Genomic DNA, 25,575 nt, shown 5'->3' with positions numbered 1-25,575 from the left:
AATACACTCCTGAAATCGCTTTTCACCCATCAAGGAGTTTCCGCATGATCAAGTCACGTGCCGCTGTCGCCTTCGCGCCCAATGAACCCCTGCGCATCGTCGAGCTGGATGTGCAGCCGCCACGGGCCGGCGAGGTGCTGGTGCGCATCGTGGCCAGTGGTGTCTGCCACACCGACGCCTATACGCTGTCCGGTCAGGACTCCGAAGGCGTCTTCCCATGCGTGCTGGGCCATGAGGGCGGCGGTATCGTCGAGGCGGTGGGCGAGGGCGTCACCTCGCTGCAGGTCGGCGACCATGTCATTCCGCTGTATACCGCCGAATGCGGCAAGTGTAAGTTCTGCACTTCGGGCAAGACCAATCTCTGCCAGGCCGTACGCGCCACCCAGGGCAAGGGCCTGATGCCTGACGGCACCAGCCGCTTCAGCTACAACGGCGAGCCGGTCTACCACTACATGGGCTGCTCGACCTTCTCCGAGTACACCGTGCTGCCGGAAATCTCCCTGGCCAAGATCCCCAAGGAAGCGCCATTGGAAAAGGTCTGCCTGCTCGGTTGCGGCGTGACCACCGGCATCGGTGCGGTGCTCAACACCGCCAAGGTCAAGGAAGGCGACACCGTGGCGATCTTCGGTCTGGGCGGCATCGGCCTGGCGGCGATCATCGGCGCGAAGATGGCCAAGGCTTCGCGCATCATCGCCATCGACATCAACCCGGCCAAGTTCGACATCGCCCGTGAGCTGGGTGCCACCGATTTCGTCAATCCCAAGGACCATCAGCGTCCGATTCAGGAAGTCATCGTCGAGATGACCGATGGCGGCGTGGACTTCTCCTTTGAGTGTGTCGGCAACGTGCAACTGATGCGTGCTGCGCTGGAATGCTGCCACAAGGGCTGGGGCGAGTCGGTGATCATCGGTGTGGCAGGTGCCGGGCAGGAAATCTCCACCCGTCCGTTCCAACTGGTCACAGGCCGTGTATGGCGCGGCTCGGCATTCGGCGGCGTCAAGGGCCGTAGCGAACTGCCGTCCTATGTGCAGAAGTCGGAAACCGGCGAGATCCCGCTGGACAAGTTCATCACCCATACCATGGGCCTGGAGCAGATCAACGAAGCCTTCGAGCTGATGCACGAAGGCAAGAGCATCCGTTCGGTGGTGCATTTCTAAGGCGCCAGCCTCACGCCTCCAGTCACAAGATGAAAGCTCGGGTTTCGGTCGGCAGGGAGTTGCGGACTCGCCTGTCGCCCGTGGCCTGCAGCTGGGAGCCAATCGATGAGTTTGGAAAACATTTCCTGCCAGAAAAGCTTCGGCGGCTGGCACAAGCGTTACAAGCATCATTCCAGTGCACTGGGGTGCGACATGGTGTTCGCCGTGTACCTGCCGCCTCAGGCCGAGCAGGGCGGCAAGCTGCCGGTGCTGTACTGGCTGTCGGGGTTGACCTGCACCGACGAGAACTTCATGCAGAAGGCCGGTGCCCAGCGCATGGCCGCCGAGCTGGGGCTGATCATCGTCGCCCCGGACACCAGCCCGCGTGGCCCGGACGTGGCCGGTGACCCGGACGGTGCCTGGGACTTCGGCCTGGGTGCCGGTTTCTACCTTAACGCCACCGAGCAACCCTACGCTCGGCACTACCGGATGTACGACTACGTGGTCGATGAGCTGCCAGCTCTGATCGAGGTGCACTTCCCGGCGTCCCAGGCGCGGGGTATCAGCGGCCATTCGATGGGCGGGCATGGGGCGCTGGTCTGTGCGTTGCGCAACCCGGGGCGCTACCAGTCGGTCTCGGCGTTTTCGCCGATCTGTAACCCCGTGGACTGCCCGTGGGGGCAAAAGGCCTTTTCCCGCTACCTGGGGGAGGACCGTTCGCGCTGGCGCGAGTGGGATGCCAGCCTGTTGCTGGCCCAGGCGACCCAGAAGCTGCCGATTCTGGTCGACCAGGGCGACCGCGACGACTTCCTGGTCAATCAGCTCAAGCCAGAGGCGCTGGTACAGGCCGCCAGGGCGGCGGGGCATCCGCTGAACCTGCGCATGCAGCCTGGTTATGACCACAGCTACTACTTCATCGCCAGCTTCATCGAAGAACACCTGCGTCACCACGCGACAGCCTTGAAAGCCTACTGATACAGCGGCCCCAAGGCGCGCCAAAGCAGGTAGAATTCCGCCCTGACTTTTTTCAGGGCGTTTTTCTATGCGTATAGGTCATGGCTACGATGTGCATCGTTTCGCCGAAGGCGATTTCATTACCTTGGGCGGGGTGCGCATCGCGCATGGTTTCGGTCTGCTGGCCCATTCCGACGGCGATGTCCTGCTGCATGCCCTGAGTGATGCACTGCTGGGCGCGGCGGCGCTGGGCGACATCGGTCGGCACTTCCCTGATACCGACCCGCAGTTCAAGGGCGCCGACAGCCGCGTGCTGCTGCGCCACGTGCTCAAACTGGTGCAGGAGAAGGGCTGGAAGGTCGGCAACGTCGACGCCACCATCGTTGCCCAGGCACCCAAGATGGCCCCGCATATCCAGGCTATGCGCGAACTGATCGCCGAAGACCTGCAGGTGCAGCTCGACCAGGTCAACGTCAAGGCCACCACCACTGAAAAGCTCGGCTTCGTCGGTCGTGAGGAAGGCATCGCGGTGCATGCCGTCGCGCTGTTGCTGTCGGCATGAACGAACTGCAACTACTGGGCCCCCGGGCTCATGGCGCGGCACTGGGCACCGCGCAGCTCAAGGCGGTGGCCGAAGACTTCCAGGTTGATGAAGTGCTGGACATTCCGCTGTCCGGCGATGGCGAGCACCTTTGGCTGTGGGTCGAGAAGCGCGGCCTGAACACTGAAGAAGCCGCGCGACGACTGGCGCGTGCCGCCGGGGTGCCGTTGCGCACCGTCAGCTATGCCGGGCTCAAGGACCGCCAGGCACTGACTCGCCAATGGTTCAGCATTCAGCTGCCTGGCAAGGCCGACCCTGATTTGTCGGCTGCCGAGGACGCGACCCTGAGCATCCTGCGCAGCGTCCGCCACCGCCGCAAGCTGCAGCGCGGTGCGCATGCCGCCAATGGCTTCACCCTGCGCCTGACCCGTCTGCAGGCCGACCAGGCTGCCCTGCAGCTGCGCCTGGAAACCCTGGCGGCCCAAGGCGTGCCCAATTACTTCGGCACCCAGCGTTTCGGTCACCAAGGCGGCAATGTGGCGCAGGCCCAGGAGTTCGCCGCACGCCAGGCCCTGCCCGAGCAGCGCGCAGTGCGCTCCCGGCTGCTGTCCAGCGCACGCAGCTACCTGTTCAACCGGGTGCTGGCCCGGCGCGTTGCCGACGGCACCTGGAACCAGGCGCAGGTCGGCGATCTGCTGGCCTTCACCGGCAGCCGCAGTTTTTTCCCGGCCGGTGTCGAGGAGTGCCATGACCCGCGTCTGGCGATTCTCGACCTGCATCCCACCGGACCGCAATGGGGCGAAGGGCCATCACCCGCCGCAGGCACCAGTGCCGAGCTGGAGAATGCCGTGGCAGACGGCGAGGCGTCATTGCGCGACTGGCTGGTCAGGGCGGGAATGGAACACGAGCGTCGCATCCTGCGACTGCCCATTGGGCGTCTGACGTGGCATTATCCGGAGCCTGACATTCTGCAACTGGAATTCGTCCTTCCGCCCGGATGCTTCGCGACCGTCGTGGTCCGTGAACTCGTCGATCTGGTGCCGGTCGGGCTTACGGACAACCCATGCGTATTCTGATTTCTAACGATGACGGGGTCGCCGCACCCGGTCTGGCGGCGCTGTACGCGGCGCTGGCGGAGCATGCCGAGTGCGTGGTGATCGCCCCTGATCAGGACAGGAGCGGCGCCAGCAGCTCGCTGACCCTCGACCGCCCGCTGCATCCCCAGGTGCTGGGCAACGGGTTCATCAGTGTCAACGGTACTCCGACCGACTGCGTGCACCTGGGGCTCAATGGCCTGTTGCCGGAGCAGCCCGACATGGTCGTGTCGGGCATCAACCTGGGCGCCAATCTTGGCGACGACGTGCTTTACTCGGGGACGGTCGCCGCTGCGCTGGAAGGCCGCTTTCTGGAGCGGCCCAGCTTCGCCTTCTCGTTCCTTTCCCGGCAGACCGACAACCTGGCCACCGCGGCGCACTATGCGCGCCTGCTGGTCGAGGCCCATGAGCAGCTCGACCTGCCGCCGCGTACCGTAGTGAACGTCAATATCCCCAACCTGCCGCTGGACCGGGTGCGTGGCATTCAACTGACCCGCCTGGGGCATCGTGCCCGCGCTGCCGCACCGGTCAAGGTGGTGGACCCGCGTGGGCGTGCCGGCTACTGGATCGCCGCCGCAGGCGATGCCGAGGACGGCGGTGCGGGCACCGACTTCCACGCCGTGATGCAGGGCTACGTGTCGATCACCCCTTTACAGCTCGACCGGACCTACCGGGACGGTTTCGACAGCCTCAACACTTGGCTGGAGGGACTGCGCTGATGCCCCGCGAACAAGATGACCTGCTGCGCCGCGGAATCGGCATGACCTCGCAGCGTACCCGCGAGCGACTGATCCAGCGCCTTTACGAAGAAGGGCTGTCAAACACCCAGGTGCTGGAGGTGATCCGCCGTACGCCCCGGCACCTGTTCGTCGACGAAGCCCTGGCGCACCGCGCCTACGAAGACACTGCACTGCCGATCGGCCATAACCAGACCATTTCCCAGCCTTATATGGTGGCGCGCATGAGCGAGCTGCTGCTGGCGGCCGGCCCGCTCGACAAAGTGCTGGAGATCGGTACCGGCTCGGGCTACCAGACTGCCGTGCTGGCGCAGTTGGTCGAGCGCGTGTTTTCCGTCGAGCGTATCAAGGTCCTGCAGGACCGCGCCAAGGAGCGCCTGGTCGAGCTGAACCTGCGCAACGTGGTGTTTCGCTGGGGTGATGGCTGGGAGGGCTGGCAGGCGCTGGCGCCCTATAACGGCATCATCGTCACCGCAGTGGCGACCGATGTGCCCCAGGCCCTGCTGGACCAGCTGGCGCCCGGTGGGCGTATGGTGATCCCGGTCGGTTCCGGTGAGGTCCAGCAACTGATGCTCATCGTGCGTGAGGACGAGGGCTTCTCGCGTCACGTACTGGGTGCCGTGCGTTTCGTGCCGCTGCTCAATGGCCCGCTGGCTTGAGCGCTGCAGTGAATTCTGCACAGCCGCGCCGGTCTATCGAGCAGCCAGAAGCTGGCAGCGTGGCATTATCAGGCAGGCCCCGCGGCTTCAGGCCTCGTTTCATCTCAGACTAAAGGGCGGTTCTCGATTGTTTCTGCACAACTTGGCGTCTTTCAATTCAGTCACCGGTAAAGGGAGTGGCGGGTGAGTCTCAGGGGCATTCGGCAGCTTGGATCATCGATGACAGGCTTTCAGCATCTCGTTCTTGGCATTGCCTTCAGCGTCCTGCTGGCCGGCTGCGCCAGTTCGCCCTCCGGTGGCGTGCGCGTGGTGGACCGCAACGGCAACCAGGTCGCGCAGCGCCCGGCGGTTACCACCGGGCAGTACGTGGTCAAACGGGGCGATACGCTGTTTTCCATCGCCTTCCGCTATGGCTGGGACTGGAAAGCGCTGGCGGCCCGCAACCAGATTCCCGAGCCCTATACCATCCGTCCGGGGCAGACGATCCGTTTCGATGGCCGCTCCGAAGGTGCCCCCGTCGTGGCTGCTGCTACGAGTCGGCCGGTGCCCAGCACCTCGACCAGTTCGACCACGACCAGCAGTTCCGGCTCTGTAAAGACCACGGTCATTTCCAAACCGGTGGCTGTTACACCGGTGGTCATCCCGCCGGCTGCCAGCACACCGGCCGGCGCTGCAGAGCGTTCGCCGAGCGGCTGGGCATGGCCGGCTAGTGGCGTTTTGATAGGTAAATTTTCTTCAAACGGTAGTTTGAATAAAGGCATTGATATCGCGGGAGATTTGGGACAGCCTGTTTTAGCCGCGTCTGATGGTTCGGTTGTTTACGCCGGAAGTGGATTACGGGGCTACGGCGAACTGATAATCATCAAACACAGCGATACCTACGTCAGCGCCTACGGTCACAATCGCAGGCTATTGGTACGGGAAGGGCAACAGGTCAAGGCTGGGCAGACGATTGCCGAGATGGGGTCAACAGGAACTGACCGGGTGAAACTGCATTTCGAGATTCGCCGACAAGGTAAGCCTGTAGATCCACTGCAATTCCTGCCAAAGCGTTGAACATTGTCAGCCTGTTCCTGGCGTAGATAGGAACAGGCTCAAGTGTTGCCACGGAAATCAGGTGACACTGGAGCTTGAGGTCGAACTCACCAAAGGACTATAACAATGGCTCTTAGCAACGAAGCGCCGGAGTTTGACATCGATGATGAAGTGCTCCTCATGGAAGCCGGCATTGTCCTGGAGCAGGTGTCTGACGAGAAGCAGTCGTCCACTGCAGTCTCGGCTCGCGCCAAGGCCAAAACTTCCTCATCGCTCAAACAGCACAAGTACATCGACTACACCCGAGCGTTAGACGCTACCCAGCTTTACCTCAACGAAATAGGTTTCTCGCCGCTTCTGTCCCCGGAAGAAGAAGTCCACTTTGCGCGCTTGTCGCAGAAGGGCGACCCAGCCGGTCGCAAGCGGATGATCGAGAGCAACCTGCGGCTGGTGGTCAAGATCGCCAGGCGTTACGTCAATCGCGGCCTTTCGCTGCTCGACCTCATCGAAGAGGGCAACCTGGGGTTGATCCGTGCGGTCGAAAAATTCGACCCTGAACGAGGCTTCCGTTTCTCGACCTACGCGACCTGGTGGATTCGCCAGACCATCGAGCGCGCCATCATGAACCAGACCCGGACCATCCGGCTGCCGATTCATGTGGTCAAGGAACTGAACGTCTATCTGCGTGCGGCTCGTGAGCTGACCCAGAAGCTCGACCATGAGCCCTCTCCGGAGGAGATCGCCAACCTGCTCGAAAAGCCGGTCAGCGAGGTCAAGCGCATGCTGGGACTCAACGAGCGGGTATCTTCAGTGGATGTGTCCCTGGGGCCGGATTCCGACAAGACCCTGCTCGATACCCTGACCGACGATCGCCCAACTGACCCTTGCGAGCTGCTTCAGGATGACGACCTGTCCCAGAGCATCGACCAGTGGCTCTCCGAACTGACCGAAAAACAGCGGGAGGTGGTGATTCGCCGCTTCGGGCTGCGCGGTCATGAGAGCAGCACGCTGGAGGATGTAGGGCTGGAAATCGGCCTGACCCGCGAGCGGGTTCGGCAGATCCAGGTCGAAGGCCTCAAGCGCCTGCGCGAGATTCTCGAAAAGAACGGTCTCTCCAGCGAGTCCTTGTTCCAGTAAGCGTTGCAAGAGCCAAAGCCGATATCGATAGCCGTCTGTCGATATCGGCTTTTTTCATGCTGAGCACACATTGATGAACGTGTTCTTACAATTACATATATTTCGGGTTTAATTATTTTTAACTTTCCGTGTTCGGGTATCTGAATGTGTAAGCCATTGCTTACTTAAACTGTAAGCAAGTGTTGTTTGAGGCTGTAAATTCATTGCCTTGATATGTTGTAAATCTTTCTTATCGTTATGATTTTCAAGGATTTTTATCTTTTAATGCGCTTTTTTGGCGTTTTTGTCTCGACACGAGGGCATTGCGCCAAGGGGAAAAAACATTATTATCGGAACTGTGTCGACGGAGTGGCACGGGCCTACAAGGAAGCAGGCTTTCAAGGATCACGCAGGAGGCGTTTCATCAGGACGATGAAAGGGATCGAATGGATTAGGGAAAAAATGTGGGCGGTTATACCGCCCCTTTTTTTTGCCCATTGAAAATGGGGCTCTATAACACGAAAGGCCCACATGGGGCCTTTCGGATCAACGCTGCAGATCGGCGATCTTGCCAGTCTTGCCATCCCAATCTGCCGCGTCGGGCAGTGGGTCTTTGCGCTCGGTGATGTTGGGCCAGATTTCTGCCAGTTCGGCATTGAGTTCGATGAAGTTTTCCATGCCAGCCGGGATCTCGTCTTCGGAGAAAATGGCTTGGGCCGGGCACTCAGGCTCGCAGAGTGCGCAATCGATGCACTCATCCGGGTGAATCACCAGGAAATTCGGGCCTTCGTAGAAGCAGTCCACCGGACAGACTTCTACGCAGTCGGTGTACTTGCACTTGATGCAGTTGTCGGTGACGACGAAGGTCATTTCTAATTTTCTCCTCAGGCGGCGACAGCATCGCCATATCAGACAGGCATGCCGGGCTCGGCTATTACACCAAACCGTGCGAAAACACATCGTTCAAGGGCGGATGGGCAGCGTCGCGATTCATGCGCTCATCAGCCGGCGGGTAAACGGCCCAACAGGCGGGTTGGTCAGGCCCGCCTGCCGCTCGACCCCGGGTTTGCTGCGCTTTCACGCGGCTGGTGGTTCGTGCGATGGCTCGATCAGACTGATTGCTGAGAGCACCCGAAAACCGCGCCGGATTCTAACAGCTTGTTACGCTTGCCGTCACAGCCGTGTTTGCAATGAATACAGCAGATCCAGCGCCTGACGAGGTGTCAAGTCATCGGGTTTCAGCCGCCCCAGTTCTTCCAGCACCGGGTGCGGCAGGCTGGCGAACAGGTCGCTCTGCATCGGCGCTGCCGGCTTGCCGGGTTTGGCCTTGGGCTGCTCGTGAGGCAGGCTGGTGGTCTCCAGGCGCTGCAGATGCTCTTTGGCACGGTTGATGACCCGGCCCGGAACCCCGGCCAGTTGGGCCACGGCGAGGCCGTAGCTCTGGCTGGCGGGGCCGGGCAGCACGCGATGCAGGAACACGATTCGTTCGTTGTGCTCGGTGGCGTTCAGGTGCACGTTGGCGACCAGCGGTTCGCTTTCCGGCAGCACGGTCAGCTCGAAGTAATGCGTGGCGAACAGGGTGTAGGCGCGCAGCTGGGCGAGACATTCTGCCGCAGCCCAGGCCAGCGACAGGCCGTCGAAGGTGCTGGTACCGCGGCCTACTTCGTCCATCAGCACCAGGCTGCGGTCGGTGGCGTTGTGCAGGATGTTCGCCGTTTCGCTCATCTCCACCATGAAGGTCGAGCGGCCGCCGGCCAGGTCGTCACTGGAGCCGATGCGGGTGAAGATGCGGTCGACCAGCGACAGCTCGCAGCGGGCCGCGGGGACGAAACTACCGATGTGGGCCAGCAGCACGATCAGCGCCGTCTGGCGCATGTAGGTCGATTTACCGCCCATGTTCGGACCGGTGATGACCAGCATGCGGGTGTTGTCGTCCAGGGCCAGGTCGTTAGCCACGAAGGGGCTGGACAGCACCTGCTCAACCACCGGGTGGCGACCCTGCTCGATCTTCATGCACGGTTCGGCGACGAAGCTCGGGCAGTTCAGGTCGAGGTTCAGTGCCCGCTCGGCGAGGTTGCTCAGCACGTCCAGTTCGGCCAGTGCCGCAGCGGTGTCCTGCAGTGGTGCAAGGTGACCGATGAGGTCTTCGAGCAGCGCCTCGTAGAGCATCTTCTCCCGTGCCAGGGCGCGGCTCTTGGCCGACAGCGCCTTGTCTTCGAATTCTTTCAGCTCGGGGGTGATGAAACGCTCGGCACCCTTGAGGGTCTGGCGGCGGATGTAATCGGCCGGAGCCTGTTCGGCCTGTTTGGTCGGCAGCTCGATGTAGTAGCCGTGTACGCGGTTGTAGCCGACTTTCAGGTTGGCCAGGCCAGTACGGGCTTTCTCACGTGCCTCCAGGTCGATGAGGAACTGGCCGGCGTTCTCGCTCAGCGACTGCAGCTCGTCCAGTTCGGCATCGAAACCGGTCTTGAGTACGCCACCGTCGCGGATCACGGCGGGAGGATTGTCGATGATCGCCCGTTGCAGCAGGTCGGCCAGTTCAGGGTAGGTCCCGGCGGTACGCGCCAGCTGTTGCAGGTGTGGGGCTTCAAGGTCAGCCATGGCGTCCTGCAGTTGGGGCAGGGCAGTCAGTGCGTCGCGCAGGCGTGCCAAGTCTCGCGGGCGGGCGTTGCGCAGGCCGATACGCGCCAGGATACGCTCGATATCGCCAATGTCCTTGAGCTGCGGTTGCAGGCCTTCGAAGCGGTAGCGGTCCAGGAAGCAGCTGATGGCGCTCTGCCGAGCCTGAATGACCGGCAGGTCGCGCAGTGGACGATTCAGCCAGCGGATCAGCAAGCGCGTGCCCATCGCGGTCTGGCAGCGGTCCATGACCGACAGCAGAGTGTTGTCGCGGCCACCGGCCAGGTTGGTGTCCAGCTCCAGGTTGCGGCGGCTGGCGCCGTCGAGGATCACCGTGTCGTCCATGCGCTCGTGACGCAGGCTGCGCAGGTGCGGCAGGGCAGTACGCTGGGTCTCCTTGGCGTAGGCCAGCAGGCAGCCGGCGGCACCAATGGCCAGGGTCAGGGTTTCGCAGCCGAAGCCCTTCAGGTCCTGGGTGCCGAACTGCTGGCACAGGCTCTTGTGTGCCGAGTCGCGCTCGAAGTCCCACGGGGCCCGGCGCCGCGAACCACGGCGCTTCTCGGCCGGCAGGCCTTGCGGCCAGTCGTCGGGGATCAGCAGCTCCACCGGATTGATACGTTCCAGCTCGGCCAGCAGGTTTTCCCAGCCAACGATTTCCTGAACGCTGAACTGACCACTGGTGATGTCGAGCACTGCCAGGCCGAACAGGCGCTCGTCACCCAGCAGGGCGGCCAGCAGGTTGTCGCGGCGCTCGTCGAGCAGTGCTTCGTCACTCACCGTGCCCGGCGTGATGATACGCACCACCTGGCGCTCCACCGGACCCTTGCTGGTGGCCGGGTCGCCGATCTGCTCGCAGATCACCACCGACTCACCCAGCTTCACCAGCCGGGCGAGATAGCCTTCCAGCGAGTGAAAGGGGATGCCGCACATCGGGATGCTCTGCCCGGCGGACTGACCGCGGGCGGTGAGGGTGATGTCCAGCAACTTGGCGGCTTTCTTCGCGTCTTCGTAGAAAATCTCGTAGAAGTCGCCCATGCGGTAGAACATCAGCTGGTCTGGATGCTGGTTCTTGAGCTTCCAGTATTGCTGCATCATGGGGGTGTGGGCGGACAGGTCGGTAATGGCTTTGTTCATCAGTGGATCATGCTGGTTCGTTCGGTGGGTGAGGGCACTTTGCCGTCAGGTAGCGGCCGGCAAACAGGCGGGCCGGCCATGCGATGCGCGCAAGGTTACCACGCGTATCGGCTCGAATCATGAGCACACCTTTTGCGCTGCTGCTGGTCGGTCTGCGTGTGTAGACTTGCCGGCCAGAACTTCCCGGATAGATACAAGGAACGCCGCATGGATGACATTACCCGTCTCGCCGCGACGCTGGGCGAGCAGCTTCAACGTCTCGGGGCGCAGGTCAGCACGGCCGAGTCTTGCACCGGCGGTGGTATCGCTGAGGCGATCACTCGCATCGCTGGCAGTTCGGCCTGGTTCGAGGCCGGCTACGTGACCTACTCCAATGCTCAGAAGACGCGCCAACTGGCCGTCCCCGAGGAGCTGTTCGGCAGCGTCGGGGCGGTCAGCGAAGAGGTGGTGCGGGCCATGGCACAGGGTGCCCAGCGCGGCAGCGGTGCGCGCTTTGCGGTGGCCGTCAGTGGTGTGGCGGGCCCGGGTGGCGGTACGCCGCTCAAGCCGGTGGGCACCGTCTGGTTGTGCTGGGCGGTCGGCGCGCAGTCGATTGCCCGCTGCGAACATTTTGCCGGCGACCGTGACGCGGTCCGCCGACAGACGGTAAAGGCCGCGCTAGAGGGGCTGCTGGAGCTTTGTCAGGCAGAAATGCCGAAACAGGGGTAGGCGATCCCTCGGGGCTGTGGAATAATACTGTCTACTTATACAGTTGTCGTGGCCGCAAGGCCCTTTGAATTTGATTACGTGAGGACTTCAATGGACGAGAACAAGAAGAAAGCCTTGGCTGCGGCCTTGGGTCAGATCGAGCGTCAATTCGGTAAAGGTGCCGTAATGCGCATGGGTGACCACGAGCGCCAGGCTATTCCTTCCATCTCTACCGGCTCGCTCGGCCTGGATATCGCTCTTGGTATCGGCGGCCTGCCAAAGGGTCGTATCGTCGAGATCTACGGCCCGGAATCTTCTGGTAAAACCACCCTGACCCTGTCGGTGATCGCTCAGGCGCAGAAGCTGGGCGCCACCTGTGCCTTCGTCGACGCCGAGCACGCACTCGACCCCGAGTACGCCGGCAAGCTGGGCGTCAACGTCGACGACCTGCTGGTCTCGCAGCCGGACACCGGTGAGCAGGCCCTGGAAATCACCGACATGCTGGTGCGTTCCAACGCCATCGACGTGATCGTCGTCGACTCCGTGGCTGCGCTGGTACCCAAGGCCGAGATCGAAGGCGAGATGGGCGACATGCACGTCGGCCTGCAAGCGCGCCTGATGTCCCAGGCGCTGCGCAAGATCACCGGTAACATCAAGAACGCCAACTGCCTGGTGATCTTCATCAACCAGATCCGTATGAAGATCGGCGTGATGTTCGGTAGCCCGGAAACCACCACTGGTGGTAACGCGCTGAAGTTCTACGCTTCGGTACGTCTGGATATCCGCCGCACCGGCGCGGTGAAGGAAGGCGACGAAGTGGTCGGCAGCGAAACCCGCGTCAAGATCGTCAAGAACAAGGTCGCTCCACCGTTCCGTCAGGCCGAGTTCCAGATTCTCTACGGCAAGGGCATCTACCTCAATGGCGAGATCATCGATCTGGCCGTTGCTCATGGCTTCCTGGAGAAATCCGGCGCCTGGTACAGCTACCAGGGCAACAAGATCGGTCAGGGCAAGGCCAACTCTGCCAAGTTCCTGGCGGAGAACCCGGAAATCGCCGGCGCGTTGGAGAAGCAGATTCGCGACAAGCTGCTGACCACCGGACCAGGTGCGGCTGATAACCGCGGCATGGAATTCAGCGAGTCCGCTGATGACATGGCTGAAGCTGACGCCGATATCTGAATCTGTGCATGAAAACCGTGCTCGATACCTCTGTCGCTGTACGGCGCACCGCAATGGACCTGCTCGCTCGGCGCGAGCATGGTCGTGTCGAGCTGACGCGCAAACTGCGTCAGCGCGGCGCCCCGCCTGAACTCATCGAATCAGCTCTGGACCGTCTCACCGAAGAAGGGCTGCTCTCCGAAAGTCGCTATCTTGAAAGTTTCGTCTCGGCCCGCGCCCGTGCCGGTTATGGTCCATTGCGCATTCGCGAAGAGCTGAGTCAGCGAGGCCTGGCGCGTGGGGACATCGAGCAGGCTCTGCGCGAATGTGACGTCGATTGGCGGGAACGGCTCACCGATACCTGGCAGCGCAAGTTCGCCGGCAGGCGCCCCGCCGATGCTCGGGAAAGGGCGCAGCAGACACGTTTCCTTGGGTATCGCGGTTACCCGATGGAGATGATCGGTCGCCTGCTCAGTGGCCGTGGCGACGACGACTGACAGTGCTTCAATGGGCGCCTTGCGCGTGGCGTGAGCGTGCCGGGGCTGCCAGTGGTTCTACCCAGTTCTCGGGCAGGTTGATGAAGTCGATCAACTCCCGCAACCGTCCCTGCTGACGACCGGTGAAGCTGAATGTCAGGCGGGTGAGGGTGCTGAACTGTGCATCGTCCTGGTCGCTCTGATAGTCATGCTGCTGAAACCCTTCGCTCAGACATAGATCCCTGAAATCCCTGTCAATGCACTCTAGCGCCGCGTCGCTGAGCGGATGTCGCATGCGCAGCATGAAGGTCTTTTTCATCCAGCGGCTCGAATGGAAATTGCTGTAGAAGCGGTTGATTTCCTCTACAGCTTCCTCAGGGCTGTGGACCAGACGCATGAGCTTCATGTCGCTGGGCAGGATGTAGCGATTGTCTTCGAGCTGGGCCTTGATGAAGTCCAGCGCCCCTTGCCAGAAGCGACCCTCAGGGGTGTCGAGCAAGACCACCGGAACCAGTGGGCTCTTGCCGGTCTGGATCAGGGTCAGGACTTCCAGGGCCTCGTCCAGGGTGCCGAAGCCGCCAGGGCAGAGTACCAGGGCGTCGGCTTCCTTGACGAAGAACAGTTTGCGGGTGAAGAAGAAATGGAATGACAGCAGGTGATCGCTGCCGTCCACCACTGGGTTGGCATGCTGCTCGAAGGGCAGGGTGATGTTTAGGCCCAGGCTGTGATCGAATCCTGCGCCTTCATGGGTGGCGGCCATGATTCCGCCGCCTGCTCCGGTAATTGCCATCATGTCGGCTTCGGCCAACTGCCTGCCCAGCTCCCGGGCCATGGCGTAAAGCGGATGTTCGACCGGCGTACGCGCCGAGCCGAACACAGTGACCTTGCGCCGCCCCTTGAAGCGCTCCAGAACACGGAAGGCGTTATCCAGCTCTTGCAGGGTTTTCAGGACGATCTTGGCATTCCAGCGGTTGCGGTCGTCCTCGGCCATGCGCAATACGGTGAGCATCATGTCGCGATACAGCAGGACGTTGGGGCTGTCGGGGGCGACTTGCCTGACGTGAGCTTCGATCTGGCGCGTGAGGTCACGGCCATCTTCCTGAAAGTGCCGTGATAGCAGCTCGTTGGGTAAGTAAGGCATGAAGGTCTTCTCCTCGGGCAGGATTCGCACCGTTGTCCACCGGTGGCAGGCAGGTGCGGTGTCTGGTTGGCGAGGCCTGATCCGGCCGGCTGGCGGATCGTGCTCAATTGCGCCGGAACGCAAAGAATCTTCAGGTTTTATGAAGAGTTATAGCGTCAGCAGGCCATTAATGTCGATTCGATGATGTTTCGCTTCATGAATGACCGGGGGGGCTGCGATGGCCGGTGCAGCCGTGCGGTGCGACGAGGAGGGGTGATAGGAGGCGTGGATGTATGACCCCCGGCAATGGGCGGCGGGCCGGACTGCACGCAGTGCGGGCTAGAGCGTGCAGTCGGCGGGTCGCTTACTTCTTGGCCTTGGGCTGGGCGGTGCAATCGGCGTTGGTGAAGGTCTGGGTCACGATCGGGCGGTTGCTCTTGTATTCGCTGAACTGATACTTGAGCACCGCGCCTTTGGTCATCAACTGGCGGAAGCCGTTGTTATGGCACACGCTGTTGCCCAGCTGCGCGCGCACGGTGCCCGGGTTGGCACGCATCTGCTGGGCCTGGCCTTCACGCACGCTCAGGTGGTTGATCAGCTCGTTGCCGTTGACCGTGTAGCCCTGGTCGAGGATGTCTTCGTTGATGGCGCGCGGGGTGCCGACGCTGCTTTCCTTGGCCACTTTATCCAGCATCTGGCTGAGTTCGTACTCCTGCTTGGAGGCGGCCTGGGCAGCCAAAGGTGCAACGAGCAGCAGCGTGAGGGTTGGAACGATGAGGCGCAGCATTGAAGTCTCCTGATACGGTGGCTGGCGCTTTGACCAGCGTCTTTGATGTGCGTTCACAGCATGGCGCGGCAGTATAGGGGTTGTCGGCCCGATTCTCATTAGGCTGTGGTGTGGGAGCTGTTAAACTGCGCGGCCTTTCCACCTTGCCGGATTTCCGTTGTGCCGATGTCCTTCGCGTGCGAGTACCCGCCGTCATGAGCCATGCCGTTTCGCGCCTGCGTGACGAGCGCCTGGCTCGCAGTACCAAGCCATTCATCGCGCGGGGTTCCCGGGCGCCCCGTTGCCCGGATTGCCGGGTGATCTTCAGCTACTGTCTGTGTGCCTGGCGCCCCAAGGTTCAGGCCCGCTCGGCGATGTGCCTGTTGATGTACGACACTGAGCCCTTGAAGCCGACCAACACCGGCTGGCTGATCGCCGACGTCATCGAGGATACCCATGCGTTCGGCTGGTCGCGCATCGAGGTCGACGAAAGGCTCCTGGCGCTGCTGGATGACCCGCAGTGGCAGCCGTACCTGGTATTTCCGGGTGAGTTCGTGGCTCGTGAGAGGGTGGTGACGCGTGTCGAGCCGGCGCCGGGCAAGCGGCCGTTGTTCATTCTGCTGGACGCCACCTGGACCGAGGCGCGCAAGATGTTCCGCAAGAGCCCGTATCTGGAGCGCTTTCCGGTATTGAGCCTGGAGCCGGAACAGATTTCCCGCTATCGACTGCGGCGTTCACGGCGCGAGGACCACTTCTGCACCGCCGAAGTGGCCGCGCTGTGCCTGGAGCTGGCCCAGGACACCCAGGCCAGCGAGGTGCTGGATGCGTGGCTCGACGTGTTCAGCGCGCATTACCTGGGAGCCAAGTTCCAGCGGCCCATCGATCCGGAGGACGCTGCGCATACGACGGTCAAGAAGTATCGCTGAGTCGTGTGTGGCGCTGGAAGAAGGCTATCTGCCAGCTTTATGGCCAGTCTCTCCCTTGACCACCACCTTGGGGCTGGGCATGCTTGGCGCCGCCCCGAGGCGTGAGATTTCCTGGACGTGTTTTGCAGGCGCAATGGATATTTGCCGGCATCCTGCGGATGCCCCGTTGAGTGTTCGCACTCACTATAAGAACAGGACCCCACCATGACCTACGACATCCTCATCGCCGATGACCATCCCCTGTTCCGCAGCGCCCTGCATCAGGCGCTGAGCCTCGGGTTGGGGCCGCAGGTGCGGCTGGTCGAGGCCGAGAGCATCGCGCAGATCGAAGAGCGCCTGGTCGAGAAATCCGATTGGGATCTGGTACTGCTGGACCTGAACATGCCAGGCGCTTATGGGTTCTCGGGGTTGGTGCTGTTGCGCGGGCAGTATCCCCAGGTGCCGGTGGTGATGGTCTCGGCGCAGGAGGAGGCGGCGGTGGTGGTCAGGGCCAAGGAGTTCGGCGCCAGCGGCTTCATTCCCAAGTCCAGCCCACTGGAAACCATCCAGCAGGCGGTGCGGGCGGTACTCGACGGCGACGCATGGTGGCCTCCGCAGGCCGATGAGGCGGTCAGCGTGTCGGCTGAGGCGAAGGCGGCCAGTGCGGGACTCGCCAGTCTCACGCCGCAGCAGTTCCGGGTGCTGACCATGGTCTGCGAGGGGCTGCTGAACAAGCAGATCGCCTACGAGTTGAATGTCTCGGAGGCCACCATCAAGGCCCATGTCACGGCGATCTTCCGCAAGCTGGGCGTGCGCACGCGTACCCAGGCGGCCTTGCTGCTGCAACAACTGGAATCGGTGACCGCCAGTTGATCTCCATCGGGTTCACGTTTTTTTGACTGACGTGCCCTTAGTTTCCCTCATCCTTTCCGCATGGCAGTTTGCATATGTTGTCGCCTTTCAAGGGCCAGACCGGCTTCAAACGTGTTCTCAACGCCGCAGGCTATTCTCTCGACGGGCTGATGGCGGCCTTCAAGGGCGAGGCGGCGTTCCGCCAGCTGGTGCTGCTCAATGTGCTGTTGATCCCGCTGTCTTTCCTGCTCGACGTGAGCCGGGGCGAGCGCGCCTTGTTGATCGCCGTGTGCCTGCTGGCGCTGATCGTCGAATTGCTCAATTCGGCGGTGGAGGCGGCCATCGACCGGATTTCCCTGGACCTGCACCCGTTGTCGAAGAACGCCAAGGACATGGGCAGTGCCGCGCAGTTCGTGGCCTTGAGCATCATCGCGGTGGTGTGGGCGGTGGTGTTGCTGGGCTGATCTTGCGCTGTACCCTTGCCTGCCCGTAGGCGCTGCGTCAGCAGCGCACAGCCTCCAGGCTAAAGACAATATTGGTCAGTTAGGCCGGGTAGGAGCGGCTTCAGCCGCGAAGCGACCGCCTGTTCACAACAGATGCAGTGAATTTCCTCGCGCTTTCGCGGCTAAAGCCGCTCCCACCGGGCCACATGCCGCTTAAGCGAACAGTATTGAGGCTAAGGACAGCCCTGCCGGGTGAGCGGCCTCAGAGTGAGCGCTCAGTACAGGCTGGGCAGCACGATCTGATCGCTGCGTTGCACTCCGGCGGTGAAGTCCCGGCACATGTCGAGAAACTCGCGCATTGCCGAGGTCTGGTACTTCTGCTTGTGCCAGATGAAGTAGAACTGCCTTGCAAGGTCCAGCTCCGGCGTGTCCAGGGCCACCAGGCTACCGCGGCGAAACGCATCGCGCAGGGCCAGCCGCGAGATGCATCCGATACCCAGCCCCGACTCCACGGCACGCTTGATGGCTTCGGTGTGTTCCAGCTCCAGACGTACGTTCAGGCCGTTGCGGTGGTGGCGCAGGGCCTGGTCGAAGGTCAGCCGGGTGCCGGAACCCTGTTCACGGAGGATCCAGGCTTCCTGGGTGAGTTCCTTGAGCGTCGCCCGGCCCTGGCGTGCCAAAGGATGTTGGGGGGCACAAAACACCACCAGTTCATCTTCGACCCACGACTGCACCTCTATGTCCGGATGGCTGCAGTCACCCTCGATCAGACCCAGGTCAATCTCGTAGTGGGCAACCTGTTGCACGATGTGCGCGGTGTTCTGTACATGCAGTTTCACCTGGCTTTCCGGATGACGCTGCATGAAGCCGCCGATCAGCAGGGTCGCCAGGTAATTGCCGATGGTCAGGGTGGCGCCGACGGCCAGTGAGCCGAACCCGGACTTGCCATTGAGCAGGTCTTCGATTTCCTTGGCCTGGTCGAGCAGGGCGACGGCCTGCGGCAGCAGTTGCCGGCCAGTGGCGTTGAGGCTCAGGCGCTTGCCCGCGCGGTCGAACAGCTGGCAGCTGGACTGGCGCTCCAGCTCGGTGATCGAGGTACTGGCGGCCGATTGCGACAGCGACAGCATCACGGCGGCCTTGGAGACGCTTTCCTGTTGAGCGACGGCGACGAAAACCTGCAACTGACGTAGAGTGAATCGCATATCTATATAACCGATAACCCATATCTTGATAATTCAGTTAACAGATATTGTGTCTGCCACTAGAATGGCGCGCAATAGTGCCTGCTGCAGGCGCGGACGAATTTTTCCAGGAGTTTTCCCGTACATGAGCAACATGTATCACGAGCGTGTCCTGAGTGTTCACCATTGGAACGACACCCTCTTCAGCTTCAAGTGCACCCGGGACCCAGGCCTGCGTTTCGAGAACGGTCAGTTCGTGATGATCGGTCTGCAGCAGCCCAACGGGCGTCCGCTGATGCGTGCCTACTCGGTGGCCAGCCCGAACTGGGAAGAGCACCTGGAGTTCTTCAGCATCAAGGTCCCGGACGGCCCGCTGACCTCGCAGCTGCAGCACCTCAAGGAAGGCGACGAGATCCTCATCAGCAAGAAGCCCACCGGCACCCTGGTGCTGGATGACCTGCTGCCTGGCAAGCACCTCTACCTGCTGAGCACCGGCACCGGCCTGGCGCCGTTCATGAGCGTCATCCAGGACCCGGAAACCTACGAGCGTTTCGACAAGGTCGTGCTGGTTCATGGCGTGCGCTGGGTCAGCGAAGTGGCCTACCACGAGTTCATCACCGAGATCCTGCCCCAGAACGAATTCTTCGGCGATGCGGTGCGTGAAAAGCTGATCTACTACCCGACCGTCACCCGTGAGCCTTATCACAATCAGGGCCGTCTGACCGACCTGATGCGCAGTGGCAAGCTGTTCGAGGACATCGGCCTGCCGCCGATCAATCCGCAGGATGACCGCGCCATGCTGTGCGGCAGCCCGAGCATGCTGGATGAGACCAGCCAGGTGCTGGACAGCTTCGGTCTGAAGGTATCGCCACGCATGCGTGAGCCGGGCGACTACCTGATCGAGCGTGCCTTCGTCGAGAAGTAAGCAACGCTGCACGACAAACCCGCCGCCTCCCGGAGCCGGCGGGTTTTTTATGCGTCAAGCGAAAGTACCACTTCCAGTACGCAGATGACGCCCGGCTCAGGGTAGTGCCAGCGCACGTCCAGGTCCCAGAACTGAGCGCCATAGCGCCGCTCCGGCGGCGGGAGCTGATAGGCCGGACGCGGATCCTGGGCCAGGCATTGCTCGATCAGTGCCACCAACGGCTCGCCCAGGCGCTGCGCGTGGTGGTGGGCCTGTGCCAGGGCGCTGTCCTGCCATTGCACCGGGATCAGCACCGGTGCTGCGCTGGCCATCTGGTTGGTGGCTTCTGCAATGCTGTCGGCGTAAGGCACGTACGGTTTGATATCCAGTACCGGCGTGCCGTCCAGCAGGTCGATGCCCGACAGCCACAGGCGACCCGGTTCGACGTTCTCCAGGCGCACCACCGACTGGCCGATACCGTTGGGGCGATGCGTCGCGCGGGTGGCGAACACGCCCATGCTCTGGTTGCCGCCGAGGCGGGGCGGGCGCACCTTCAGCCGTGGGGTGTCTTCAAGGGCCTGGTGGAACAGGAACAGCAGCCAGACATGACTGACCTGCTCCAGGCCCTGCACAGCCTCGCCCTGGTCGAAGGGCGGGATCAGCTCAAGCACGCCACGTGCCGCCGGAGCCAGCCGTGGCTGGCGCGGGATGGCGAACTTCTCCTTGAAGCAGGAGCGCACGAAACCGACGGGCGAGACCTGAAAACTCATGGCTTGGCCGGGCGCAGGCGTTGGGCCAGGCCCTTGAGGAAGTTGCGCAGCAACTGGTCGCCGCATTCTCGGTAGTTGTGGTGGCCAACCTTGCGAAACAGCGCACTCAGCTCCGGTTTGGAGACTGGAAAGCCCGCCGCGTCGAGGATTTCGTGCAGGTCGTCTTCCTTGAGTTCGAAGGCCACGCGCAGCTTCTTGAGCACCAGGTTGTTGGTGACCGGCAGTTCGATGGGCGGCGCCAGGCGGCTCTCGTCCTTGCCGCGCTTGTAGTAGACCAGGCCGTCGAGCAAGTGCGCCATGACGGTGTCCGGGCAACGGGCGAAGCCTTCTTCTTCTTCGCGCTTGACCCAGGCGGCCACGTCGGCGCGGCTCACCGACTGGTCGGCGAGCTTGAGAATCTCGACGATCTTGGCGTCATTGGCCGCCAGGATGTAGCGCACACTGCGCAGGATGTCATTGTTGAGCATGATGGATGATCCATTGAAACGGGTTCAGAACTTTTCTCGGGCGGTCAGGTAGCGCCACTGGCCTTCGGGCAACTTGCCCATCGATACCGCACCGATACGGATACGCCGGCAGGCAACGATCTGCAGGCCGACAGCGCTGCAGAGTTGTGCGATGACCCCAGGTTGCGGATTTTTCATGGCCAGGCGCAGGCGGTTTTCACTCTGCCAGCTGGCCTTGACCGCCGGCAATTCGGTGCCTTTCCAGGTCACGCCATGGTTCAGGCGATTCAGGCCGTGGGCGACCAGGTCGCCACGCACTTCGACGACGTATTCCTGCTCGATCTTGCTGCGGTCATCGGTGAGCTTGCGCAGGGTTTTCCAGTCCTGGCTGAACACCACCATGCCGCTGGCATTGTCTTGCAGCGTAGAGATGGGCTTCTGGCGCAGGAAATGGCCCTTCAGCACGCGTTTGTCCGGCGTCAGGTCGCGGCACAGCGTGGCCGGGGTGATGGATTGCAAGGCGGCTTCCAGGCTGATACCGGCCGGTTTGTGGACGATCAGCGTCACCGGGTCTGGCGCACTGGCGGTGGCGCCGGCGCTGAGCTCGACGCGCTGGTCGCCGACCTTGAACTGGGGCTCTTCGACGACCTGACCGTCGACGGTGACCCAGCCGCCCTCGATGTACAGCTCGGCTTCACGGCGCGAGCAGCCGGTCAGCTCGATGAGGCGTCTGGAAAGGCGTAGGGGTTCTGACATGACTGATGGCCGTTGGGTAATAGGGGGTTTGCCGGCAGTGTAGCCGGGCGGCTCAGGCCGCTCGCCTGAACTTCAGGCGGGGCGGTCGAGAAGCATGCGCAGCATGGGGTAGGGCTGGCCCAGGCCGTCGAGCGGCGTGCGCCCGCTGATCCTGAAGCCTTGCTTCTGATAGAAGCCCAGCGCCTGCGGGTTCTGTTCGTTGACGTCCAGTTCACGGATGCCGTAGTGCTCGATGGCATGTTCCAGCAGTTGCCGGCCCAGGCCCTGGCCGCGGTGATCGGCGGCGACGAAGAGCATCTGCAGCTTGTCGTCGCTGACCCCGGCAAAGCCGGTGATCACCTGCTGTTCACGAGTACAGAACAGCGTCACGCCTTCCAGGTACTGTTCGAGCAGCAGCTTTCTGAGACGCACGATGTAGTCTTCCGGCAGGAAGTGATGCGTGGCGCGCACCGAGCTTTCCCACACCTCGACGATGCGGGGGAATTCACTCTTGTCGGGGGTATGGAAATCCATCTCGCATCCTCGATGTGCAGCATGTAAATGAAAAAGCCCTGCCAAGGGCAGGGCTGACGAAGCGATCCGGGCGCTTACAGCACTTCGGCCCAGAGGTCGTATTCGTCGGCGTCGGTGACGCGGCACAGAATCTTGTCGCCAGGCTTCACCGGGCTGTCGTCTTCCAGACCAATGTAGACGTTACCGTCGATTTCCGGCGCGTCGAAGAAGCAGCGACCGACCGCGCCGCGCTCGTCGACCTCGTCGATCAGCACTTCGATTTCCTTGCCGATCTTCATCTGCAGGCGTGCCGCGCTGATCGCCTGCTGGTGGGCCATGAAGCGGTCCCAGCGGTCCTGCTTGACGTCGTCAGGTACTTGCTCAACGTCCAGGTCGTTGGCTGGTGCGCCTTCCACCGGCGAGTACTGGAAGCAGCCGACGCGGTCCAGCTGGGCTTCGGTGAGCCAGTCCAGCAGGTATTGGAAGTCTTCCTCGGTTTCGCCCGGGAAGCCGACGATGAAGGTCGAACGGATGATCAGCTCAGGGCACTGCTCGCGCCAGTTCTTGATGCGTGCCAGGGTCTTGTCTTCGAAGGCCGGACGCTTCATCAGCTTGAGGACCTTCGGGCTGGCGTGCTGGAAGGGGATGTCCAGGTACGGCAGGATCTTGCCGGCGGCCATCAGCGGGATCAGCTCGTCGACGTGCGGGTAAGGGTACACGTAGTGCAGGCGTACCCAGACGCCCAGGGTGCTGAGCGCCTGACACAGTTCGGTCATGCGCGTCTTGACCGGCTGGCCGTTCCAGAAGCCGGTACGGTATTTGACGTCCACGCCGTAGGCGCTGGTGTCCTGGGAGATCACCAGCAGCTCCTTGACGCCGGCCTTGACCAGGCGCTGCGCCTCGTCCAACACGTCGCCCACCGGGCGGCTGACCAGCTTGCCGCGCATCGAAGGGATGATGCAGAAGCTGCAGCTGTGGTTGCAGCCTTCGGAAATCTTCAGGTAGGCGTAGTGGCGCGGGGTCAGCTTGATACCTTGTGGCGGCACCAGGTCGATCAGCGGGTTGTGCTCGTGGCTCGGCGGGACCACCTCGTGCACGGCGGTGACCACCTGCTCGTACTGCTGTGGGCCGGTGACCGACAGCACGCTGGGGTGCACGTTGCGGATTACGCTTTCGTCGACGCCCATGCAGCCGGTGACGATCACCTTGCCGTTCTCGGCAATGGCTTCGCCGATCACTTCCAGGGATTCGGCCTTGGCCGAGTCGATGAAGCCGCAGGTGTTCACCACCACGACGTCGGCGTCCTGGTAGGTGGGCACGACTTCGTAGCCTTCCATGCGCAGCTGGGTGAGGATGCGCTCGGAGTCGACGAGTGCCTTCGGGCAACCCAGGGAAACGAACCCGACCTTGGGCGTCGGCGTATTGGCGGTGGACATGGCAAACCTCGGCGTAAAGGGTGGCGCCTCGGCGTAGGGCACGGGCACCGACTGGGCGCTGGTCGCGCCTCTGGTCAAAAAGTGCGCAATTCTAGCGATCAGGCGCCGCGATGACCAGAGGCAGGAGAAGAAATAAGAGCACTGCTGCGCTATGCTTCGCCGCGTTGAGCACGGCGGATGTCAATAAACTGTGCAAACTCAATTGTTTCCTGTTGTTTAGTCCTGTTTGGACCTCTGGTTCCGGCTTTGGGGAGTTTTCGATGAGTCATGCAAGTAGTCAGGCTGGAACAGGGAGTGCCACCAAGCCTTTGAGCCTGCTGGTCGCCGCCGTGGGGGTGGTGTACGGCGACATTGGCACCAGCCCGCTGTATACCCTCAAGGAAGTGTTTCAGGGCGGCTATGGTGTGGAAGTCAATCACGACGCGATCCTGGGCGTGCTGTCGCTGATCTTCTGGTCGCTGATCTGGGTGGTATCGTTCAAATACATGGTGTTCATCCTGCGCGCCGACAACCAGGGCGAGGGCGGCATCATGGCGCTCACTGCACTGGCACGGCGCGCCTCGGCGAAGTTTCCCAAGCTGCAGATGGTCATGGTGGCCTTCGGGCTGTTCGGCGCCGCGCTGTTCTATGGTGACAGCATGATCACCCCGGCGGTGTCGGTGCTCTCGGCCATGGAAGGTCTGGAGCTGGCCTTCGAGGGCCTGGAGCGCTGGATCGTGCCCATGTCGCTGGTGGTACTGGTGGGGCTGTTCCTGATCCAGAAGCACGGTACCGCGCGTATCGGGGTATTGTTCGGCCCGGTGATGGTGACCTGGTTTCTGGTGCTGGGCGCGCTGGGCATCTACGGCATCATGCATACGCCCGAGGTGCTGCAGGCGGTCAATCCGGTCTGGGGTGTGCGCTTCTTCATCCTGCATCCCGGCATCGGCGTGGCGATCCTCGGGGCAGTGGTGCTGGCGCTGACCGGTGCCGAAGCGCTGTATGCCGACATGGGCCACTTCGGCCGCAAGCCGATTTCCCGCGCCTGGTTCCTGCTGGTGCTGCCGGCCCTGCTGCTCAACTACTTCGGGCAGGGTGCGCTGGTGCTGGAGCACCCCGATGCGGTGCGCAACCCGTTCTACCTGCTGGCACCGGGCTGGGCCCTGCTGCCGCTCATCGCACTGTCGACGCTGGCGACCATCATCGCTTCCCAGGCGGTGATTTCCGGGGCCTTCTCCATGACCCTGCAGGCCATCCAGTTGGGTTATATCCCGCGCATGTACATCCAGCACACCTCCAGCGACGCGCAGGGGCAGATCTACATTGGTGCGGTGAACTGGGCGCTGATGGTCGGGGTGATCCTGCTGGTAATCGGCTTCGAGTCGTCCGGTGCCCTGGCCTCGGCCTACGGCGTGGCCGTGACCGGTACCATGCTGTGCACCACCTTCCTGGTCTCCTCGGTGATGCTGCTGCTGTGGAAGTGGCCGCCGCTGCTGGCGGTGCCGCTGCTGATCTGCCTGTTGCTGGTCGATGGCCTGTTCTTCGCCGCCAACGTGCCGAAGATCGTCCAGGGCGGTGCCTTCCCGGTATTGGCCGGTGCGGTGCTGTTCATTCTCATGACCACCTGGAAGCGGGGCCGACAGTTGCTCTCCGAGCGTATCGACGAGGCGGGTCTGCCGCTGCCGATCTTCATCGGCAGCATTCGTGTGCAGCCGCCGCATCGCGTGCAGGGCACGGCCGTGTTCCTCACCGCGCGCTCGGACGCCGTGCCCCATGCATTGCTGCACAACATGCTGCACAACCAGGTGCTGCATGAGCAGGTGGTACTGCTGACGGTGGTCTACGAAGACTGCCCGCGAGTGCCGGCCAGCCAGCGCTTCGAAGTGGAAGCCTACGGCGAAGGGTTCTATCGGGTGATCCTGCACTTCGGCTTCATCGACGAGCCGGACGTGCCCCAGGCGCTGACCCTGTGCCACCTGCAGGACCTGGATTTCAGCCCGATGCGCACCACCTACTTCCTGAGCCGCGAGACGGTCATCCCGTCGAAGATGGTTGGCATGGCGCGCTGGCGCGAAGCGCTGTTCGCCTTCATGCTCAAGAACGCCAACGGCAACCTGCGTTTCTTCAAGCTGCCGTACAACCGGGTGATCGAGCTGGGTACCCAGGTAGAAATCTAGTT

The 25,575-nt window shown here is 62.4% G+C and carries 26 protein-coding genes; 16 read left to right on the top strand and 10 right to left on the bottom strand.

Going from position 1 to position 25,575, the window contains the following annotated elements; all coding sequences use genetic code 11:
- Positions 1 to 44 precede the first annotated feature (44 nt).
- The 8 genes from QZ497_RS17085 (at position 45) to rpoS (ending at position 7,293) form a co-directional block, all read left to right on the top strand.
- A complete protein-coding gene (locus tag QZ497_RS17085; protein ID WP_295477078.1) occupies positions 45 to 1,157 on the top strand; it encodes an S-(hydroxymethyl)glutathione dehydrogenase/class III alcohol dehydrogenase in 1,113 nt (370 codons plus the stop codon).
- A gap of 105 nt (positions 1,158 to 1,262) precedes the next feature.
- Positions 1,263 to 2,111: an S-formylglutathione hydrolase gene (fghA, locus tag QZ497_RS17080; protein ID WP_295477076.1), complete on the top strand. Its 849-nt coding sequence runs from the start codon at positions 1,263 to 1,265 to the stop codon at positions 2,109 to 2,111.
- A gap of 67 nt (positions 2,112 to 2,178) precedes the next feature.
- Positions 2,179 to 2,652 (top strand): 2-C-methyl-D-erythritol 2,4-cyclodiphosphate synthase, encoded by a 474-nt coding sequence (gene ispF, locus QZ497_RS17075; RefSeq protein WP_295477074.1) that lies wholly within the window; start codon positions 2,179 to 2,181, stop codon positions 2,650 to 2,652.
- Positions 2,649 to 3,707, top strand: coding sequence for a tRNA pseudouridine(13) synthase TruD (truD, locus tag QZ497_RS17070; protein WP_295477072.1), 1,059 nt, complete (start codon positions 2,649 to 2,651; stop codon positions 3,705 to 3,707). Before ispF ends, truD begins: the two co-directional genes overlap by 4 nt.
- Positions 3,695 to 4,444, top strand: coding sequence for a 5'/3'-nucleotidase SurE (surE, locus tag QZ497_RS17065; RefSeq protein ID WP_295477070.1), 750 nt, complete (start codon positions 3,695 to 3,697; stop codon positions 4,442 to 4,444). Before truD ends, surE begins: the two co-directional genes overlap by 13 nt.
- Before the next feature lie 41 nt (positions 4,445 to 4,485).
- Positions 4,486 to 5,121: a protein-L-isoaspartate(D-aspartate) O-methyltransferase gene (locus tag QZ497_RS17060; RefSeq protein ID WP_295477215.1), complete on the top strand. Its 636-nt coding sequence runs from the start codon at positions 4,486 to 4,488 to the stop codon at positions 5,119 to 5,121.
- Positions 5,122 to 5,304: 183 nt separating this feature from the next.
- Positions 5,305 to 6,177: a peptidoglycan DD-metalloendopeptidase family protein gene (locus QZ497_RS17055; protein ID WP_295477068.1), complete on the top strand. Its 873-nt coding sequence runs from the start codon at positions 5,305 to 5,307 to the stop codon at positions 6,175 to 6,177.
- A gap of 105 nt (positions 6,178 to 6,282) precedes the next feature.
- On the top strand, positions 6,283 to 7,293 hold the full coding sequence (gene rpoS / locus QZ497_RS17050; RefSeq protein ID WP_295477066.1) for an RNA polymerase sigma factor RpoS: 1,011 nt from the start codon (positions 6,283 to 6,285) through the stop codon (positions 7,291 to 7,293).
- Positions 7,294 to 7,818: 525 nt separating this feature from the next.
- Here the strand turns inward: rpoS and fdxA are convergent.
- Together fdxA and mutS are read right to left on the bottom strand one after the other, a co-directional pair.
- Positions 7,819 to 8,142 carry a ferredoxin FdxA gene (gene fdxA, locus QZ497_RS17045; RefSeq protein ID WP_295477064.1) on the bottom strand — a complete coding sequence of 108 codons (324 nt, stop codon included), beginning with the start codon at positions 8,140 to 8,142 and terminating at the stop codon, positions 7,819 to 7,821.
- 303 nt (positions 8,143 to 8,445) lie between these two features.
- Complete coding sequence (mutS, locus tag QZ497_RS17040; protein WP_295477213.1) at positions 8,446 to 11,013, bottom strand: DNA mismatch repair protein MutS; 2,568 nt, start codon at positions 11,011 to 11,013, stop codon at positions 8,446 to 8,448.
- A gap of 219 nt (positions 11,014 to 11,232) precedes the next feature.
- Here mutS and QZ497_RS17035 point away from each other — a divergent pair, with 219 nt between their 5' ends.
- The 3 genes from QZ497_RS17035 to recX all read left to right on the top strand — a co-directional run bounded on the left by QZ497_RS17035 (position 11,233) and on the right by recX (position 13,367).
- Positions 11,233 to 11,733, top strand: coding sequence for a CinA family protein (locus tag QZ497_RS17035; RefSeq protein WP_295477062.1), 501 nt, complete (start codon positions 11,233 to 11,235; stop codon positions 11,731 to 11,733).
- Positions 11,734 to 11,823: 90 nt separating this feature from the next.
- The gene (gene recA / locus QZ497_RS17030; protein ID WP_295477060.1) at positions 11,824 to 12,891 is read left to right on the top strand and encodes a recombinase RecA; all 1,068 of its coding nucleotides are present in this window, start codon (positions 11,824 to 11,826) and stop codon (positions 12,889 to 12,891) included.
- Positions 12,892 to 12,899: 8 nt separating this feature from the next.
- Positions 12,900 to 13,367 carry a recombination regulator RecX gene (gene recX, locus QZ497_RS17025; protein WP_295477058.1) on the top strand — a complete coding sequence of 156 codons (468 nt, stop codon included), beginning with the start codon at positions 12,900 to 12,902 and terminating at the stop codon, positions 13,365 to 13,367.
- Between the two features lie 7 nt (positions 13,368 to 13,374).
- Here the strand turns inward: recX and QZ497_RS17020 are convergent, their stop codons facing one another.
- Both QZ497_RS17020 and QZ497_RS17015 read right to left on the bottom strand, forming a co-directional pair.
- Entirely contained in the window at positions 13,375 to 14,487 is a 1,113-nt protein-coding gene (locus QZ497_RS17020) for a TIGR00730 family Rossman fold protein (protein ID WP_295477056.1), read from the bottom strand.
- A 343-nt stretch (positions 14,488 to 14,830) separates the two neighbouring features.
- Positions 14,831 to 15,253 (bottom strand): quorum-sensing-regulated virulence factor family protein, encoded by a 423-nt coding sequence (locus QZ497_RS17015; RefSeq protein ID WP_295477054.1) that lies wholly within the window; start codon positions 15,251 to 15,253, stop codon positions 14,831 to 14,833.
- A 194-nt stretch (positions 15,254 to 15,447) separates the two neighbouring features.
- On the opposite strand from QZ497_RS17015, the gene QZ497_RS17010 reads away from it, so the two are divergent.
- The 3 genes from QZ497_RS17010 (at position 15,448) to QZ497_RS17000 (ending at position 17,453) form a co-directional block, all read left to right on the top strand.
- Positions 15,448 to 16,158 carry a tRNA-uridine aminocarboxypropyltransferase gene (locus QZ497_RS17010; protein ID WP_295477052.1) on the top strand — a complete coding sequence of 237 codons (711 nt, stop codon included), beginning with the start codon at positions 15,448 to 15,450 and terminating at the stop codon, positions 16,156 to 16,158.
- Between the two features lie 204 nt (positions 16,159 to 16,362).
- Positions 16,363 to 17,010 (top strand): response regulator transcription factor ErdR, encoded by a 648-nt coding sequence (erdR, locus tag QZ497_RS17005; protein ID WP_295477051.1) that lies wholly within the window; start codon positions 16,363 to 16,365, stop codon positions 17,008 to 17,010.
- Between the two features lie 74 nt (positions 17,011 to 17,084).
- Positions 17,085 to 17,453 carry a diacylglycerol kinase gene (locus tag QZ497_RS17000; RefSeq protein WP_295477049.1) on the top strand — a complete coding sequence of 123 codons (369 nt, stop codon included), beginning with the start codon at positions 17,085 to 17,087 and terminating at the stop codon, positions 17,451 to 17,453.
- A 254-nt stretch (positions 17,454 to 17,707) separates the two neighbouring features.
- On the opposite strand, the gene QZ497_RS16995 is transcribed toward QZ497_RS17000, so the two are convergent.
- On the bottom strand, positions 17,708 to 18,634 hold the full coding sequence (locus QZ497_RS16995) for a LysR family transcriptional regulator (RefSeq protein WP_295477047.1): 927 nt from the start codon (positions 18,632 to 18,634) through the stop codon (positions 17,708 to 17,710).
- 124 nt (positions 18,635 to 18,758) lie between these two features.
- Here QZ497_RS16995 and fpr point away from each other — a divergent pair, with 124 nt between their 5' ends.
- Positions 18,759 to 19,538, top strand: a complete 780-nt coding sequence (gene fpr, locus QZ497_RS16990) for a ferredoxin-NADP reductase (RefSeq protein WP_295477045.1) — start codon at positions 18,759 to 18,761, stop codon at positions 19,536 to 19,538.
- 47 nt (positions 19,539 to 19,585) lie between these two features.
- On the opposite strand, the gene tsaA is transcribed toward fpr, so the two are convergent.
- From tsaA to rimO, 5 genes are all read right to left on the bottom strand, one after another.
- The gene (tsaA, locus tag QZ497_RS16985) at positions 19,586 to 20,287 is read right to left on the bottom strand and encodes a tRNA (N6-threonylcarbamoyladenosine(37)-N6)-methyltransferase TrmO (RefSeq protein WP_295477043.1); all 702 of its coding nucleotides are present in this window, start codon (positions 20,285 to 20,287) and stop codon (positions 19,586 to 19,588) included.
- Positions 20,284 to 20,754: a DUF1456 family protein gene (locus QZ497_RS16980; protein ID WP_295477041.1), complete on the bottom strand. Its 471-nt coding sequence runs from the start codon at positions 20,752 to 20,754 to the stop codon at positions 20,284 to 20,286. Before QZ497_RS16980 ends, tsaA begins: the two co-directional genes overlap by 4 nt.
- 24 nt (positions 20,755 to 20,778) lie before the next feature.
- Positions 20,779 to 21,489: an rRNA pseudouridine synthase gene (locus tag QZ497_RS16975; protein WP_295477039.1), complete on the bottom strand. Its 711-nt coding sequence runs from the start codon at positions 21,487 to 21,489 to the stop codon at positions 20,779 to 20,781.
- A gap of 72 nt (positions 21,490 to 21,561) precedes the next feature.
- On the bottom strand, positions 21,562 to 22,002 hold the full coding sequence (locus QZ497_RS16970) for a GNAT family N-acetyltransferase (protein WP_295477037.1): 441 nt from the start codon (positions 22,000 to 22,002) through the stop codon (positions 21,562 to 21,564).
- Between the two features lie 74 nt (positions 22,003 to 22,076).
- Positions 22,077 to 23,417: a 30S ribosomal protein S12 methylthiotransferase RimO gene (rimO, locus tag QZ497_RS16965; RefSeq protein ID WP_295477035.1), complete on the bottom strand. Its 1,341-nt coding sequence runs from the start codon at positions 23,415 to 23,417 to the stop codon at positions 22,077 to 22,079.
- Positions 23,418 to 23,677: 260 nt separating this feature from the next.
- On the opposite strand from rimO, the gene QZ497_RS16960 reads away from it, so the two are divergent.
- Positions 23,678 to 25,573, top strand: coding sequence for a potassium transporter Kup (locus QZ497_RS16960; RefSeq protein ID WP_295477033.1), 1,896 nt, complete (start codon positions 23,678 to 23,680; stop codon positions 25,571 to 25,573).
- Positions 25,574 to 25,575: the final 2 nt, after the last annotated feature.

The organism is uncultured Pseudomonas sp. (genome assembly GCF_913777995.1).
Taxonomy (GTDB): Bacteria; Pseudomonadota; Gammaproteobacteria; order Pseudomonadales; family Pseudomonadaceae; genus Aquipseudomonas.
The sequence above is the reverse complement of the archived record's forward strand: the minus strand, read 5'-3'. Positions and strand labels throughout refer to the sequence as shown.

Bases quoted from the DNA above. Each gene is read 5' to 3' on its own strand.
- truD (WP_295477072.1), top strand. From the start codon at position 2,649: ATGAACGAACTGCAACTACTGGGCCCCCGGGCTCATGGCGCGGCACTG.
- fdxA (WP_295477064.1), bottom strand. From the start codon at position 8,142: ATGACCTTCGTCGTCACCGACAACTGCATCAAGTGCAAGTACACCGAC.
- surE (WP_295477070.1), top strand. From the start codon at position 3,695: ATGCGTATTCTGATTTCTAACGATGACGGGGTCGCCGCACCCGGTCTG.
- erdR (WP_295477051.1), top strand. From the start codon at position 16,363: ATGACCTACGACATCCTCATCGCCGATGACCATCCCCTGTTCCGCAGC.
- rpoS (WP_295477066.1), top strand. From the start codon at position 6,283: ATGGCTCTTAGCAACGAAGCGCCGGAGTTTGACATCGATGATGAAGTG.
- QZ497_RS16995 (WP_295477047.1), bottom strand. From the start codon at position 18,634: ATGCGATTCACTCTACGTCAGTTGCAGGTTTTCGTCGCCGTCGCTCAA.
- fghA (WP_295477076.1), top strand. From the start codon at position 1,263: ATGAGTTTGGAAAACATTTCCTGCCAGAAAAGCTTCGGCGGCTGGCAC.
- tsaA (WP_295477043.1), bottom strand. From the start codon at position 20,287: ATGAGTTTTCAGGTCTCGCCCGTCGGTTTCGTGCGCTCCTGCTTCAAG.
- QZ497_RS17085 (WP_295477078.1), top strand. From the start codon at position 45: ATGATCAAGTCACGTGCCGCTGTCGCCTTCGCGCCCAATGAACCCCTG.
- QZ497_RS17000 (WP_295477049.1), top strand. From the start codon at position 17,085: ATGTTGTCGCCTTTCAAGGGCCAGACCGGCTTCAAACGTGTTCTCAAC.
- QZ497_RS16970 (WP_295477037.1), bottom strand. From the start codon at position 22,002: ATGGATTTCCATACCCCCGACAAGAGTGAATTCCCCCGCATCGTCGAG.
- QZ497_RS16980 (WP_295477041.1), bottom strand. From the start codon at position 20,754: ATGCTCAACAATGACATCCTGCGCAGTGTGCGCTACATCCTGGCGGCC.
- QZ497_RS16975 (WP_295477039.1), bottom strand. From the start codon at position 21,489: ATGTCAGAACCCCTACGCCTTTCCAGACGCCTCATCGAGCTGACCGGC.
- QZ497_RS17035 (WP_295477062.1), top strand. From the start codon at position 11,233: ATGGATGACATTACCCGTCTCGCCGCGACGCTGGGCGAGCAGCTTCAA.
- QZ497_RS17060 (WP_295477215.1), top strand. From the start codon at position 4,486: ATGACCTCGCAGCGTACCCGCGAGCGACTGATCCAGCGCCTTTACGAA.
- ispF (WP_295477074.1), top strand. From the start codon at position 2,179: ATGCGTATAGGTCATGGCTACGATGTGCATCGTTTCGCCGAAGGCGAT.
- QZ497_RS17020 (WP_295477056.1), bottom strand. From the start codon at position 14,487: ATGCCTTACTTACCCAACGAGCTGCTATCACGGCACTTTCAGGAAGAT.
- fpr (WP_295477045.1), top strand. From the start codon at position 18,759: ATGAGCAACATGTATCACGAGCGTGTCCTGAGTGTTCACCATTGGAAC.
- QZ497_RS17015 (WP_295477054.1), bottom strand. From the start codon at position 15,253: ATGCTGCGCCTCATCGTTCCAACCCTCACGCTGCTGCTCGTTGCACCT.
- QZ497_RS16960 (WP_295477033.1), top strand. From the start codon at position 23,678: ATGAGTCATGCAAGTAGTCAGGCTGGAACAGGGAGTGCCACCAAGCCT.
- QZ497_RS17010 (WP_295477052.1), top strand. From the start codon at position 15,448: ATGAGCCATGCCGTTTCGCGCCTGCGTGACGAGCGCCTGGCTCGCAGT.
- recX (WP_295477058.1), top strand. From the start codon at position 12,900: ATGAAAACCGTGCTCGATACCTCTGTCGCTGTACGGCGCACCGCAATG.
- recA (WP_295477060.1), top strand. From the start codon at position 11,824: ATGGACGAGAACAAGAAGAAAGCCTTGGCTGCGGCCTTGGGTCAGATC.
- rimO (WP_295477035.1), bottom strand. From the start codon at position 23,417: ATGTCCACCGCCAATACGCCGACGCCCAAGGTCGGGTTCGTTTCCCTG.